This window comes from Paraburkholderia azotifigens (assembly GCF_007995085.1).
In the GTDB taxonomy this organism is placed as follows: domain Bacteria; phylum Pseudomonadota; class Gammaproteobacteria; order Burkholderiales; family Burkholderiaceae; genus Paraburkholderia; species Paraburkholderia azotifigens.
In genome coordinates this window covers 2,341,682-2,355,124 of sequence record NZ_VOQS01000001.1, presented here as the reverse complement: position 1 = coordinate 2,355,124, position 13,443 = coordinate 2,341,682, and the positions used below count along the sequence as shown (strand labels likewise).

Below are 13,443 nucleotides of genomic sequence, written 5' to 3'. Positions count from 1 at the left end.
AACTATTCAGGAATACGACAAGCCGCCCCACCGCTGGCCGCAATCTCACGCGCGGCCTTCGCGCCTTCGACCTGCAACAACGTCGGCAACGACACGCCATTCTTTGCCGCCGTCACTTCAGCCAGAATCGACACAGCGATTTCAGGCGGCGTCCTGCTGCCGATATAAATCCCAACCGGCCCATGCAGCCGCGCCAGTTCCGTTTCGGTGAGATCGAATTCCTTGAGCCTTTCACGCCGCGCCGCGTTATTGCGCCGCGAGCCCAGCGCGCCGACATAGAACGCAGGCGTTTTCAACGCTTCCATCAAAGCAAGATCATCGAGCTTCGGATCGTGCGTCAGCGCGATCACCGCACAACGTTCGTCGAGCTTCATGTCGAGCACCGTGTCGTCGGGCATCGTGCGTACGACTTTCGTGCCGGGTACATCCCATTCGTCGGTGTACTCTTCACGCGGATCGCACACCGTCACCTGATAATCCAGCCCCACCGCGATGTTGCAGAGATAGCGCGACAGTTGTCCCGCGCCGATCACGAGCATCCGGTAACGCGGGCCGTGTATCGTCAGCAGGCGCCTGTCGTCGAAATCGACGCCATCGGTTGCCTGCGCGGGACCGAGACGCGCGACGCCCGTCTCCATGTCCAGCGTACGCGCAACGAGCTGGCCGTCTTCGACGGCTTCGCACAGTTCGGCAATCCCGCTCGCCTTCGTCAAAGGTTCCAGAACCAGCTGGATCGTGCCGCCGCATGGCAAACCGAAGCGATGCGCTTCTTCCGCCGTGATGCCGTACTTCACCGCTTCGGGCTTCGTCTGCTCGATGCCGCGCTGACGCACGCGATCGATCAGATCGTCCTCGATACAGCCGCCCGACACGGATCCCACCACCGCGCCATCGTCGCGCACGACGAGCATCGCGCCTTCGGGACGCGGCGACGAGCCCCACGTCTTCACCACCGTCACGAGTAGCGCGCGATGTCCCTGCTCGAGCCAGCGCGCGCTGCTCTTCAGGACTTCGAGATCCACGCTGTCCATGATTTCTTCCTCTTCGGTTCTTCGCCACCGCCTTCGCCGGCACCTTCGCCGTCGGCGGACTGGCTTGCAGTGTCGCCGGAATCGGCGGATTCTGCCTGCGCGGTGTCACCGCCGCCCGACACCTGTTCGCTGAAGCGCCGGAAAAACTCACCGGCGAGCTTGCGTGCCGCGCCGTCGATGAGCCGCGAGCCGATCTGCGCGAGCTTGCCGCCGACCTGCGCCGTCGACGTGTAGGTGAGCTTCGTCGCTTCATCGCCGTCCGGCTCGAGCTTCACGTGCGTCTGACCCTTGCCGAACCCAGCCGCGCCGCCCTGGCCTTCGAACACGATCGTGTAGGTGTTGGGCGCGTCGATATCGGTGAGTTCCATGCGGCCCTTGAAACGCGCCTTCACGGGACCGACGGACGCGCTCAACGCGACGGCGTACGCATTGTCGCCATCGGGCTCGATGCTGTCGCAGCCGGGAATCGACGCGCGCAGGATTTCCGTGTCGTTCAGCGCTTCCCATGCGCGCTGTTGCGGCACGGGCAGCGTGTAGGTTTCGGTCAGTTCCATGACGTTGTTCCTCCAGATATCCCGGTGCGCGCGGCATCGCGGGGCACGCGCGTCAATTGCGCGAGATCGCGGCCGAACGCAGCCAGGCTGTCGAGATTGTGAACCGGCTTGTGCGCGTCGACGAACGGAAGCATCGCCTGTACGCCGCGCGCTTTCGGCGAGAACTCGCGGTAACGCAACAGCGGATTGAGCCACACGATGCGATGCGCGAAGCGTCGCAGGCGGGCCATTTCGGTTTCGAGCACGTCGATGGCTTCGTGATCCAGGCCGTCGGTGACGAGCAGCACTGTCGCCCTGCCCGTCAGCACCCTGCGTGCCCAGCGCCGGTTGAATTCGGCGAGCGCCGCGCCGATCCGCGTGCCGCCCGACCAGTCGACCACCTGACCGGCGAGCGCCGCGATCGCGACATCGGGGTCGCGTTCCTTCAGCGCGCGCGTCGCGTTGCTGAGCCGCGTGCCGAACAGAAACACCTGCAGACGTTCGCGCGATTGCAGCAACGCATGACAGAAATAGAGCACGGCGCGCGAATAGCTGCTCATCGAGCCGGAAATGTCGAGCAGCAGCACGAGCGGCGGCTTGCGCTCGACCGCCGCGCGGTATTTCCACACCGTCCAGTCGCCGCCCGCGCGCACCGCATGGCGCGCGCTCGCGCGCAGGTCGGCGTGCGCGCCGCGCGACGCCGCTTTCAGCCGACGCGTCGGTTCCATCGCAAGCGGCAGGCGCTGTCCGCGAATCAGATGACGCAGCGTGCGCCATTCGTCGGCCGTCAATGTATCGAAATCGCGATGACGCAAACGCTCTTCCGCGCTGAACGTCACGTGCGCGTGCAACTCGTGTTGGTCCTTGTCGCCGGACGATGCGGCCGGTTTGCGCTGCTTCGCCTGATGAACGGCGAGCGCATCGGCGAGCCGGTTATTGCGCTTCGGCGGCGGCATGCCGCTCGTCACCTTCGGCAGCAGCAACGCGCGCAGCTTGCCTTCCCAGTCGGGATCGCGCCAGAACAGATCGAACGCGGCGTTGAAGAGCTCGCGCTCGTCGGGCGCGCGTACGAGCAGCGCAGCGAGCGCCGCACGCACGTCGTCGCGCCGGTCGAGATCGATCCAGCGCAATGCGTCGAGCGCATCGACGGCCTGCGCGGGCGACATCGGCAAACCGGCGCCGCGCAGCAGACGCACGAAGTGAACGACGTTGCGCGCGAGGGTCGCGGGTTCGGTGTCGTGGGCGGTCAACATCGACGCTACTCCGCCGCCGCGAGACATTGCCGGATCTCATCGGCGTCGAAGCGCGCGAGATCGTCCTGATACTTGAGCAGCACGCCGAGCGTGTCCTGTACCGATTGCGGATCGAGCTCGGTGACGGTGAGGGCGGCGAGCGCGCGGCACCAGTCGATCGTTTCGGCGATGCCCGGCGCCTTGAACAGATCCATGCCGCGCAGACGATGCACGAAATCGACGGCACGCCGTTGCAGCGCTTCGCCCGTTTCGGGCGCGCGCGCAGCGACGATGGCCAGCTCGCGTTCGCGCTCGGGATAACCGATCCATTGATACAGACAGCGCCGCTTCAACGCGTCGTGCACTTCGCGCGTGCGGTTCGACGTCATCACGACGAGGGGCGGATGCTCGGCGCGCACCGTGCCGTATTCGGGAATCGACACCTGAAAATCCGACAGCAGTTCGAGCAGAAACGCTTCGAACGGCTCATCGGCGCGATCGATTTCGTCGATCAGCAGCACGCGCCGCGCGCCGGGATGACGCTCGTCGGGCAGCAGCGCCTGCAGCAAAGGGCGCTTCAACAGAAACTCGTCGCGATACAGCGTGCTGCTGTCCGGCTTTTCACCCGCCGCTTCCGCGAGCCGCAGCGCCATGATCTGCCGCGGATAGTCCCACTCGTACAACGCGCTCGCCGTATCGAGCCCTTCGTAGCATTGCAGCCGCAGCATCGACGTGCCGAGCAGACCCGCGGCCGCCTTCGCCAGCTCCGTTTTGCCGACGCCCGGCTCGCCTTCGACGAACAGCGGGCGCTCCATCCTCAGCGCGAGAAAGAGCGCGGTCGCCAGTTCGCGGCTCGCGAAGTAGCCTTGCGCGGTGAGCTGGGCGAGGGTGTCGTCGATTGAAGCGGGCTGCATGGTTCTCCCGGGAAAAACTGAAGAAACCGAAAAACGAAACGGCCCGGACGCGCCGGGCCTCATGTCGGTCGAACGCTTCCTGGCTCGCGGCGTTCGTTATCCGAGCGCCGCCCTCACCGCGCGCGCCGTCAGCACCGGTATCAGATGAGCGCGGTATTCGGGGCTCGCGTGCATATCGGTGTTGAGGTCGTTGGGTGCGATCGTCACGCCGCGTGCGGCGGCCTCCGTGAAGTTCGCGTTGAGCGCGTTCTCCATGTCCGTCGCGCGAAACACGGATGACGCCGCGCCCGTGATCGCCACGCGCACGCCGCCCGCCGTCTTCGCGACGAACACGCCCGCCAGTGCGAAATGCGACGCGGGATTCCTGAACTTCTCGTACGCCGCTTTTTCCGGCACGGGAAACTCGACGGCGACGATCAGTTCGTCGGGCTGCAATGCCGTCTCGTACATGCCGACGAAGAAGTCCGCCGCCGATATGCGGCGCCGGTCGGTGACGACGGTGCCGTCGAGTCCGAGCACGGCGGCGGGATAATCCGCCGCCGGATCGTTGTTCGCGATCGATCCGCCGATCGTGCCGAGCGAGCGCACCTGCCTGTCGCCGATGTGGCCGGCGAGAAACGCGAGCACAGGCAACACGCGCTGCACGTCCGCGTTGTTCGCTACGTCCGCATGACAGACGGCCGCGCCGACCGTCACCTTCTGCGGCTCGACGCGGATCTCCTTCAACTGCGGAATGCGCGTGACGTCGATCAGCTTCGACGGCTGCGCGAGACGCAGGCGCATCGTCGGCAGCAGGCTTTGTCCGCCCGCCAGAAACTTCGCTTCGCTGTCGGCTGTCAGCACGTCGACGGCGCTTTTCGGATCGGCTGCACGTTGATAGTCGAATGAATACATGTCGGGCTCCGCTCAGGGACGTGAGTGTTGCGCAGCGTGAATCGCGGACCACACGCGATGCGGTGTGGCAGGCATCTGCAAGTCCTTCACGCCGAGCGGCGCGAGTGCGTCGATGATCGCGTTGATCACGGCAGGCGGCGAGCCGATTGCGCCCGCTTCCCCGCAGCCTTTCACGCCGAGCGGATTGTGCGTGCACGGCGTGCCCTTCGCGGTTTCGACGGTGAACGACGGCAGATCGGACGCGTGCGGCATCGCGTAGTCCATGTACGAGCCGGACAGCAACTGACCGCTTTCGTTGTCGTACACGCAGCGTTCCAGCATCGCCTGGCCGATGCCCTGACCGAGACCACCGTGCACCTGTCCTTCGACGATCATCGGATTGATGACGTTGCCGAAGTCGTCGACGGCGGTGAAGCGCTGGATGCGCGTTTCGCCCGTGTCCACGTCCACTTCGACTTCGCAGATATACGCGCCCGACGGATACGTGAAGTTGGTCGGATCGTAGAACGCGCTTTCGTCGAGACCGGGTTCGAGTTTGTCGAGCGGATAGTTGTGCGGCACGTAGGCCGCGAGCGACACGTCCGCGAAGGTCTTGGTGCGGTCGGTGCCTGCGACGCGGAAGGTGCCATCCTTGAACTCGATGTCGTCCGCCGATGCTTCGAGCAGATGCGCCGCGATCTTCTTCGCTTTCGATTCGATCTTGTCGAGCGCCTTCATGATCGCCGAGCCGCCGACTGCAATCGACCGTGAGCCGTACGTGCCCATGCCGAACGGAATGCGGCCCGTGTCGCCGTGCACGATCTCGATGTTATCGAGCGGCACGCCGAGGCGGTCGGAGACGACTTGCGCGAAGGTCGTTTCGTGGCCCTGGCCGTGGCTGTGCGAGCCGGTGAAGACGGTGACGGAGCCCGTCGGATGCACGCGCACTTCGCCCGCTTCGAACAGGCCCGCGCGTGCACCGAGCGCGCCCGCGATGTTCGATGGCGCGAGACCGCACGCTTCGATGTAGCACGAGTAGCCGAGGCCGCGCCGCCTGCCGTTCTTCTCCGATTCCTGGCGGCGTGCATCGAAGCCTTTCACGTCCGCGAGTTCGAGGGCGCGGGCGAGGCAGGTTTCGTAGTCGCCCGTGTCGTAGGTGAGGCCGACGGGCGTCGCATACGGGAACGAGCGGATGAAGTTGAGCCGGCGGATGGCGGCGGGATCCATGTTCATCTCGCGTGCGGCCGTTTCGACGAGACGCTCGACCACGTACGTCGCTTCCGGACGTCCCGCGCCGCGATAGGCATCGACGGGCACGGTGTTCGTGAAGACGGCTTTGACTTCGGCGTAGATGGCGGGCGTCGTGTACTGACCGGCGAGCAGCGTCGCGTAGAGGATGGTCGGCACGCTCGAGGCGAACGTCGACAGATAGGCGCCCATGTTCGCGATGGTGTGCACGCGCATCGCGAGGAATTTGCCGTCGGCGTCCATCGCGAGTTCGGCTTTCGTCACGTGATCGCGGCCATGCGCGTCGGAGAGAAACGCTTCGGAACGTTCGGCCGTCCACTTCACCGGGCGGCGGATTTTCTTCGACGCCCACGTCAGCGCGACGTCTTCCGCATACAGGAAAATCTTCGAACCGAAGCCGCCGCCGACGTCGGGCGCGACCACGCGGACTTTCGATTCCGGCAGCGACAGCACGAAAGCCGCCATCAGCAGCCGTTCGACGTGCGGATTCTGATTCGCGACGTAGACGGTGTAGCTGTCGTCCTGCGGCGAATAGCTGGCGTTGACGGCGCGCGGTTCGATCGCATTCGGAATGAGGCGGTTGTTGACGATGTCGAGTGTCGTGACGTGATGCGCCTTTGCGAACGCGGCGTCGGTCGCGGCCTTGTCGCCGTGGCCCCATGTGTAGCAGGTATTGTCGGGCACTTCGTCGTGCACGGCGGGCTGGCCGGCATCGGCGGCGTGGGCAGTGTCGATCACGGCGGGCAGCTCGTCGTAATCGACTTCGATCAGCTCGGCGGCATCTTTCGCGGCCTTCACCGAATCGGCGATGACGAGCGCGACCTGATCGCCGACGTGGCGCACCTTCGTATGAGCGATCACGGGATGCGGCGGTTCGTGCATTGGCTTGCCGTCGACGCTGTGGATCAGCCAGCCGCACGGCAATCCGCCGACGTTTTCAGCAGCGAGATCGGCGCCCGTGAAGATTGCGACGACGCCGGGCGACTGCTTTGCCGCCGATGTGTCGATGCTCTTGATGCGCGCGTGCGCGTGCGGCGAGCGCAGGAAGACGGCGTAGGTCTGCGCGGGAAGAACGATGTCGTCGGTGTACTGGCCGTTACCCGTGAGGAAGCGATAGTCTTCCTTGCGCTTGACGGGCATGCCCACCATGCGATGCGAATCGGGTGCATTCATGGCGGGCTCCTCAGGCGTTGGCCGTGGCTTTCGACGAGGCGCCGGCTTTCATGCCTTCCGCGCCCTGAACGACGGCCTTGACGATGTTGTGATAGCCCGTACAGCGGCACAGGTTGCCGTCGAGCTGACGGCGCACTTCGTCTTCGGTGAGATTCGGGTTTGCCTCGACCAGCGCGGTCGCGCTCATCACCATGCCTGGCGTGCAGAAGCCGCATTGCAGGCCGTGGCATTCGCGGAAGGCGGCCTGCATCGGATGCAGTTCGCCGTTTTTCGACAGCCCTTCGATCGTGGTGACTTCCTGGCCTTCGGCCTGCACGGCGAGCATGTTGCAGGACTTGATGGCGCGGCCATTCAGATGAATGGTGCACGCGCCGCATTGCGCGGTATCGCAGCCGACGTGCGTTCCCGTCAGCCGCAACTGTTCGCGTAAAAACTGGACAAGCAGAGTGTGCGACTCGACGTTCGCGGTAACGGGTGAACCGTTCACCGTCAGACTGATGCTGATCGCCATGAACTGTCTCCTTGGGGACGCCCCTGGATTTGTGCCCCGGATGGGGCGAGACCGGTTCGGGCCCGCATTCACTTCCTACCGCCTGCCTGCCGGGAGGGTCCGGATCGGTTGGGTGCTGTTGTTGTTGCTGTTGCTGTTGCTGTTGCTGTTGCTGTTGCTGTTGCTGTTGCTGTTGTTTTTTGTTTGTGTCGAAAAGTAAAACACAAAAAACGATAGGCGGCTATATGGAAACTGTGCCCACGGCGTTTGAAGTTTTGCCTACGGCGTTTCGATGGTTGAGGGCGGGAGGATGTTGCAGTGCGGGGTTTTCTTTCTTTCGTCTGCGACGCTAGTCGCTATTCCTGGGTTTTTGGGTTTTGCTTTTTGCTGCGCTGGCATCCGCGTTTTCGTATCGGTGCTGCACGCGTTGCCCCTGTGCGGGGCGGCACCTACTTTTCTTTGCAGCGGTGGCAAAGAAAGTAGGCAAAAGAAAGCCGCTCACCCCGCTAATTCTTGTGTTTGCCTGCGGGCCCCCAGCGGGTCCCGCACTCCACGCGGCATCGAGCTACCGAAAGCCCGTTGCCAGCGCCCTCAGATCCGCATCCCCCACTCCACGCCCCCGCGTTACGAACCGCGTTACCAGAAAGTCCACGGCCGCCCAGGTGGCAAACGGTGTGTAGGCCGTCGCGATGGAAGTGCACCACTCCGGACTGAAAAGCGGGATCGGTGTCGTAGAAGCGCCAACGCGTACGGTGCGACAATCTACACACCGTTTGCCACCTGGGCGGCGCAGACCGTTCGCTGCCGCTGGCTGCGCTACGGGTGAGTGGAGTGGGTGATGTGCCTGTTCAAGGCGCTGGCAACACGCGTGGAAAAGTGCGATGCCGTCTGGAGTGCGGGACCCGCTGGGGGCCCGCAGGCAACAACCAGAACTGGCGGGGTGAGCGGCTTTCTTTGCTTACTTTCTTTGCGGCGGCAAAGAAAGTAAGTGCCGCCCCGCACAGGGGCAACGCTAGCAAACCGATACGACAACGCGGATGCCAGCGAAAGCGCAGAGGCGCAGATCGCAAAACCTGGGGGCAACGCCTGAAGCACCGCTACGAAAACGCGTATGCCAGCGAAAGCGCAGAGGCGCAGAGGCGCAGAGCGCAAAACCCAGTGGCATCGCCCGCGCCCCGAAGGCCAATTACCGTCGCGGATGTGCCAACTTCGAATGCCTCCGCGAATACCCAAAATAAACCCCCATCCCAACGACCAACCAGACCACAAACGCAATCCAGGTAACAGCACCGAGGTTCACCATCAAAAACAGACAGGAGCCAACAGCAAGAACGGGCACAACGGGCACGCCGGGGCACCGAAACGCCCGCGGCAATTCAGGATGCGTGCGACGCAAAACGAGCACCGCAATCGACACCATCGAAAACGCCGCCAACGTGCCGATGTTGATCAGCTCGGCGAGCACATTCAGCGGCACCAGAGCGCCGATCAGGCCAAACACAATCCCAACGATCCACGTCGTCGCGAACGGCGTCGCAAACCGCGGATGCACCTTCGACAACGCCGCCGGCAGCAAACCATCGCGCGACATCGCAAAGATCACCCGCGTCTGGCCGTAAGCCATCACGAGAATCACCGTCAGCATGCCGAGCACCGCGCCAAGATCGATGAAACCGGCGACCCAGTTCTGACCCGCCACCTGCAACGCATACGACACCGGATGCGAAATGTTCGCGAACTGCGCGAACGGCACGATGCCCGTCACGACGGCCGCCACGGCCACATACAGCACCGCGCACACGCCGAGCGACGCAATGATGCCGATGGGCAGGTCGCGCTTCGGACTCTTCACTTCCTCGGCCGCCGACGACACCGCGTCGAAGCCGATGAACGCAAAGAACATCACGGCCGCCGCGCCGAATACGCCACTGAAGCCGTGCGGCATGAACGGATGCCAGTTCTCAGGCTTCACATGGAACACGCCGACGACGATCACCAGCAGCACCACCGTCACCTTGATCGCGACCATCAGGTTGTTCACGCGCGTCGATTCGCGTACGCCGACGGAAAGCAGCGTCGTGATCGCCATCATCACGAGGAACGCGGGCAGATTGAACAGCGTCTCGTGGCCAGGCAGCGCGCCGGGCGCCGCCGTCAGCGCGACGGGCAGCGACACGCCGAAACCGGACAGCAGCGATTGCAGATAACCCGACCAGCCAACCGATACCGCCGACGTCGCCAGACCGTATTCGAGCATCAGATCCCAGCCGATGATCCATGCGGCCAGCTCGCCGAGCGTCGCGTACGAATAGGTGTAGATCGAGCCGGCGACGGGGATCGTCGATGCGAACTCCGCATAGGCGAGCGCCGCAAAGCCGCACGCAATGGCCGCGATGATGAACGACAGCATCAGCGCCGGGCCGGCCTGCACTGCGCCCGTGCCCGTCAGCACGAAAATGCCGGTGCCGATGATGGCGCCGACGCCGAGAAAGGTGAGATCGAGCGCGCCGAGCGCCTTTTTCAGGCCGGCGGCCTGCGCGCCGGCGATCATGTGCTCGACGTTCTTCTTACGAAAGAGGGACATTTGGCGGGGTCTCCTGTGAAGCACGCGTGTGGGCGCGCCCAATGTCGGGAAAACCCGCAATTTTAGCGGAAGTGGGCCGACAGGCCCTTGCTGGTGCACAACACGCGGGCGCCGCGAATGCGGCGCGCCGGATTACGCCGTCATCGCCGGATTCAGGTCGACGAGACGATTGCTCATCACATAAAAGGTGAGTTCGGCATTGTTGCGCAGCTTCATCTTCTCCAGCAGCCGCGTGCGATAGACGCTCACCGTCTTCACCGACAGCGACAGCGCCACCGCAATGTCCGTCAGACGCTTGCCCGACGCCAGCATGCACAGCGTCTGATACTCGCGGTCGGAGAGCTTTTCGTGCGGCAGCTGCTCGCCGTCGAACGAGACGTAGTCGGCGAGCGCTTCCGCCATCGCCGGGCTAACGTATTTTCGGCCCGCTGCGACCTGCTGGATCGCGGCAATCATCTGCGCGGTGTCGCCCGTCTTCGACAGGTAGCCCGCCGCGCCCGCCTTCAGCGCACGCACGGCGTATTGATCCTCGCGATACATCGAGAACATCAGCACGGGCACGCGCGGCAGCTTGCGTTTGAGGCGCTTGAGCACCTCGACGCCGTTCATGTCCGGCAGCGAGATGTCGAGCAGAATCACGTCGAAAACATGTTTCGACGCTTCGATGAGCACTTCGGTGCCCGTCTGCGCCTCGGCGACCTCGTCGGCGACGCCGCGGTCGATCAGCAGCTGCCGCACGCCCTGTCGAACGATGGCGTGATCTTCGGCAATCAGAATGCGCAGAGTCATAACGGACAGTCAGGGTTCAGGAACGGAGCGATACAGGCGCCGGGATCACAGGCGGATTGCAGTGCGCCGCGCGCGCGGGCGCGAGGCGTTGCCCATCAGCGCTTTCCACTCGAAACGCGCGTGCACGGTCGTGCCGCTCGCGTCGCCGTCCGACGCGCCGACCTGCAGCTCGCCATCGAACGCGTTGCAGCGCGCACGCATCCCTGCCAGTCCGAACTGTCGCTCGTCCTGACCGGCGTGCGGCGGAATGCCGATGCCGTCGTCGCTGACGACGATGCTCAGATAATGCGCGGTCGCTTCGATGCGCATGTCCGCGCCCGACGCACGGGCGTGCTTCGCGACGTTGTTCAGCGCCTCCTGGGCGACGCGGAAGACGGCAAGCGATGCGTCGGCGGACAGGCGCATGAGCCGCGCGTCGGCGGCGCACACGAAGCTCATACGCAGGCCTGTGCGCGCGGCGAAGGTGTTGATCCAGTGCGACAGCGCGCAGACGATGCCCTTGTCGAGCGTCGGCGCGTGCAATTCGGTGACGGCCTGCTGCGCAGCTTCCGTGACGGCGTCGAGCGAGCGCTGCGCGGTTTCGAGGGCGGTCGTGCATTGAGGCGGGGCGTCGGCGGGCAGCCACGTTTCCACGTTCGCCAGCGCGAAGCGCGCGGCCGTCACTTCGGCGCCGAGGCTGTCGTGCAGTTCCTGCGCGACGCGGCGGCGCGTCGCTTCCTGCGTGCGCGTCAGCTCCGAGGCCAGTTCGCGCACGCGTGCCTTGAGACGCGTGACTTCGTCCGCGGATGCCGTTCGCGCCGCTGTGCCGGATGCGGGCGCGGCTTTGGCAGCGCGGCTCGCACGCGCGCCCGACGCGCGCTGGGCGTCAGCCGTGCGAGCGCTCGTACCGTGCCCGTGCATCGGGACGACGATCGATGTATCCACGGCCCTGCTCACGAAGCGGAATGGCCGGCGTCATGGCGACGCACCGGCAGCAGATAGACGAAAGAACGCATGCGAACCCTGACCCCCAGATGTGTCCGTCGCCGGAAGCGTCGCGACGGAAAAACGCTACGCCGCGGCGTAACGAGATTTACATTCTGTAACAAATAGAAGACAGTTTTGTTAAAAGTCTGTCAAATGCTGCTTGCCTGGATCATATCGCAAAAAAAGAAAAAATGGCCGGCAATTAAGGCTTGTGGCGCAATATTCACGCAATAGTTGCTGCGGATCGCCGATCGATGTCAGAAAAATTCCTACATGAAAAGTAAACGCGAAGCAGCGGTATTTGTAACCTGATATCTGACTGAAGAGCGGCGGTGCCAGGCGGCATCCGCCAGGATGTTCGCGACGTGAAGTTCCGGGTGTGCGGAGATGCGTAACCGGCGCGCAAAAAGAAAAACCGGAGCGCAAAGGCTCCGGTTCCGGGTGTTTCGGCAGGCGCGGGTGTCATCGACACCCGCTTGGGCGCAAACGGCTGACTTAGCCGACGAACGCCTTTTCGACGACGTAATGGCCAGGATTGTTGTTGCTGCCTTCCTGGAAGCCGAGGCTGTCGAGCAGTTCACGCGTGTCGCGCAGCATGTGCGGGCTGCCGCAGAGCATGACGCGGTCGTTTTCGAGCGAGAAGTGCGGCAGATCCAGATCGTCGAACAGCTTCTTCGTTTCGATCAGGTCCGTAATACGGCCGCGGTTCGCGAACGGCTCGCGCGTCACTGTCGGGTAGTACACCAGCTTTTCCTGGATCAGTTCGCCGATGTGCTCGTGCGCCGGCAGGTGGTCCGTGATGTATTCCTTGTACGCCAGTTCGTCGACGAAACGGCAGGTGTGCGTCAGCACCACGCGCTCGTAGCGGTCGTACACGTCCGGATCCTTGATGATCGACATGAACGGCGCGAGGCCCGTGCCCGTCGACAGCAGCCACAGCGTCTTGCCGGGCAGCAGGTTGTCGGCCATCAGCGTGCCCGTCGGCTTCTTGCCGATCAGAACCTGGTCGCCGACCTTCAGATGCTGGAGGCGCGACGTCAGCGGGCCGTCCTGCACCTTGATGCTCAGGAATTCGAGGTTCTCTTCATAGTTGGCGCTAGCCATGCTGTACGCACGGATCAGCGGCTTGCCGTCGACTTCGAGACCGACCATCGTGAACTGGCCATTTTCGAAGCGGAACGACGCATCGCGCGTGCAGGTGAAGCTGAAAAGCGTATCGGTCCAGTGGTGGACGCTCAGGACGGTTTGTGGATTCAGGTTGCTCATGGCTTCTTCGATGGTGCGAAAACAAGGTCGGCCACACAAAAAGCGGGGCCGGCACGGCAAAGGCGATGCATCGTCCCTTGTCGGCATCGACGGGGAATGATGCGCAATCCGCTATTTTACCGCGTTACCGGCTCGGGCATTGCCGCGACGGGTTGGGCGGTGGATGTGATCTGTCCAGCGGGTTATCAAGCGCCGGCGCGGCTGAGGTCCGGTTTGCCCGTGACGTTCAACTGCGGCGCGGCTTGGGTGTACTGCTGAGGTAGTACGGCGCCGGGTCTGTGCCCGGATGACCCGCGCGGGTGTTGCCCATCGGGTCTTGCCCATTCGCGACAGGCGTTTGTCCG

12 protein-coding genes are annotated in these 13,443 nt (G+C 64.0%); 1 reads left to right on the top strand and 11 read right to left on the bottom strand.

Going from position 1 to position 13,443, the window contains the following annotated elements; translation table 11 throughout:
• Positions 1 to 2: 2 nt before the first annotated feature.
• The 7 genes from FRZ40_RS10475 to FRZ40_RS10445 form a co-directional block, all read right to left on the bottom strand.
• Positions 3 to 1,031, bottom strand: coding sequence for an XdhC family protein (locus FRZ40_RS10475; protein WP_147234058.1), 1,029 nt, complete (start codon positions 1,029 to 1,031; stop codon positions 3 to 5).
• On the bottom strand, positions 1,004 to 1,585 hold the full coding sequence (locus tag FRZ40_RS10470; protein ID WP_028365674.1) for an SRPBCC family protein: 582 nt from the start codon (positions 1,583 to 1,585) through the stop codon (positions 1,004 to 1,006). Before FRZ40_RS10470 ends, FRZ40_RS10475 begins: the two co-directional genes overlap by 28 nt.
• Positions 1,576 to 2,844, bottom strand: a complete 1,269-nt coding sequence (locus tag FRZ40_RS10465; protein ID WP_240057134.1) for a vWA domain-containing protein — start codon at positions 2,842 to 2,844, stop codon at positions 1,576 to 1,578. Before FRZ40_RS10465 ends, FRZ40_RS10470 begins: the two co-directional genes overlap by 10 nt.
• Positions 2,823 to 3,710, bottom strand: coding sequence for an AAA family ATPase (locus FRZ40_RS10460; protein ID WP_147234056.1), 888 nt, complete (start codon positions 3,708 to 3,710; stop codon positions 2,823 to 2,825). Before FRZ40_RS10460 ends, FRZ40_RS10465 begins: the two co-directional genes overlap by 22 nt.
• A gap of 96 nt (positions 3,711 to 3,806) precedes the next feature.
• Complete coding sequence (locus tag FRZ40_RS10455; protein ID WP_028365677.1) at positions 3,807 to 4,604, bottom strand: FAD binding domain-containing protein; 798 nt, start codon at positions 4,602 to 4,604, stop codon at positions 3,807 to 3,809.
• Between the two features lie 12 nt (positions 4,605 to 4,616).
• Positions 4,617 to 7,004 carry a xanthine dehydrogenase family protein molybdopterin-binding subunit gene (locus FRZ40_RS10450; protein ID WP_147234055.1) on the bottom strand — a complete coding sequence of 796 codons (2,388 nt, stop codon included), beginning with the start codon at positions 7,002 to 7,004 and terminating at the stop codon, positions 4,617 to 4,619.
• Between the two features lie 10 nt (positions 7,005 to 7,014).
• On the bottom strand, positions 7,015 to 7,515 hold the full coding sequence (locus FRZ40_RS10445) for a (2Fe-2S)-binding protein (RefSeq protein ID WP_028365679.1): 501 nt from the start codon (positions 7,513 to 7,515) through the stop codon (positions 7,015 to 7,017).
• On the opposite strand from FRZ40_RS10445, the gene FRZ40_RS10440 reads away from it, so the two are divergent.
• Positions 7,502 to 7,714, top strand: coding sequence for a hypothetical protein (locus tag FRZ40_RS10440; protein ID WP_147234054.1), 213 nt, complete (start codon positions 7,502 to 7,504; stop codon positions 7,712 to 7,714). The genes FRZ40_RS10445 and FRZ40_RS10440 overlap by 14 nt on opposite strands.
• A gap of 966 nt (positions 7,715 to 8,680) precedes the next feature.
• On the opposite strand, the gene FRZ40_RS10435 is transcribed toward FRZ40_RS10440, so the two are convergent.
• The 4 genes from FRZ40_RS10435 to FRZ40_RS10420 all read right to left on the bottom strand — a co-directional run bounded on the left by FRZ40_RS10435 (position 8,681) and on the right by FRZ40_RS10420 (position 13,099).
• Complete coding sequence (locus FRZ40_RS10435) at positions 8,681 to 10,078, bottom strand: branched-chain amino acid transporter BcaP (protein ID WP_147234053.1); 1,398 nt, start codon at positions 10,076 to 10,078, stop codon at positions 8,681 to 8,683.
• A gap of 132 nt (positions 10,079 to 10,210) precedes the next feature.
• Complete coding sequence (gene rqpR, locus FRZ40_RS10430) at positions 10,211 to 10,867, bottom strand: response regulator transcription factor RqpR (protein WP_028365681.1); 657 nt, start codon at positions 10,865 to 10,867, stop codon at positions 10,211 to 10,213.
• Between the two features lie 45 nt (positions 10,868 to 10,912).
• Positions 10,913 to 11,791 carry a sensor histidine kinase gene (locus FRZ40_RS10425; protein WP_147234052.1) on the bottom strand — a complete coding sequence of 293 codons (879 nt, stop codon included), beginning with the start codon at positions 11,789 to 11,791 and terminating at the stop codon, positions 10,913 to 10,915.
• 537 nt (positions 11,792 to 12,328) lie between these two features.
• Entirely contained in the window at positions 12,329 to 13,099 is a 771-nt protein-coding gene (locus FRZ40_RS10420; RefSeq protein WP_028365683.1) for a ferredoxin--NADP reductase, read from the bottom strand.
• Between the last annotated feature and the right edge of the window lie 344 nt (positions 13,100 to 13,443).

Excerpts from the sequence above, each read along its gene's own strand:
- FRZ40_RS10435 (WP_147234053.1), bottom strand. The coding sequence starts at position 10,078 with ATGTCCCTCTTTCGTAAGAAGAACGTCGAGCACATGATCGCCGGCGCG.
- FRZ40_RS10460 (WP_147234056.1), bottom strand. The coding sequence starts at position 3,710 with ATGCAGCCCGCTTCAATCGACGACACCCTCGCCCAGCTCACCGCGCAA.
- FRZ40_RS10465 (WP_240057134.1), bottom strand. The coding sequence starts at position 2,844 with ATGTCTCGCGGCGGCGGAGTAGCGTCGATGTTGACCGCCCACGACACC.
- FRZ40_RS10440 (WP_147234054.1), top strand. The coding sequence starts at position 7,502 with ATGCTGATCGCCATGAACTGTCTCCTTGGGGACGCCCCTGGATTTGTG.
- FRZ40_RS10475 (WP_147234058.1), bottom strand. The coding sequence starts at position 1,031 with ATGGACAGCGTGGATCTCGAAGTCCTGAAGAGCAGCGCGCGCTGGCTC.
- FRZ40_RS10470 (WP_028365674.1), bottom strand. The coding sequence starts at position 1,585 with ATGGAACTGACCGAAACCTACACGCTGCCCGTGCCGCAACAGCGCGCA.
- FRZ40_RS10445 (WP_028365679.1), bottom strand. The coding sequence starts at position 7,515 with ATGGCGATCAGCATCAGTCTGACGGTGAACGGTTCACCCGTTACCGCG.
- FRZ40_RS10455 (WP_028365677.1), bottom strand. The coding sequence starts at position 4,604 with ATGTATTCATTCGACTATCAACGTGCAGCCGATCCGAAAAGCGCCGTC.
- FRZ40_RS10420 (WP_028365683.1), bottom strand. The coding sequence starts at position 13,099 with ATGAGCAACCTGAATCCACAAACCGTCCTGAGCGTCCACCACTGGACC.
- FRZ40_RS10450 (WP_147234055.1), bottom strand. The coding sequence starts at position 7,004 with ATGAATGCACCCGATTCGCATCGCATGGTGGGCATGCCCGTCAAGCGC.
- rqpR (WP_028365681.1), bottom strand. The coding sequence starts at position 10,867 with ATGACTCTGCGCATTCTGATTGCCGAAGATCACGCCATCGTTCGACAG.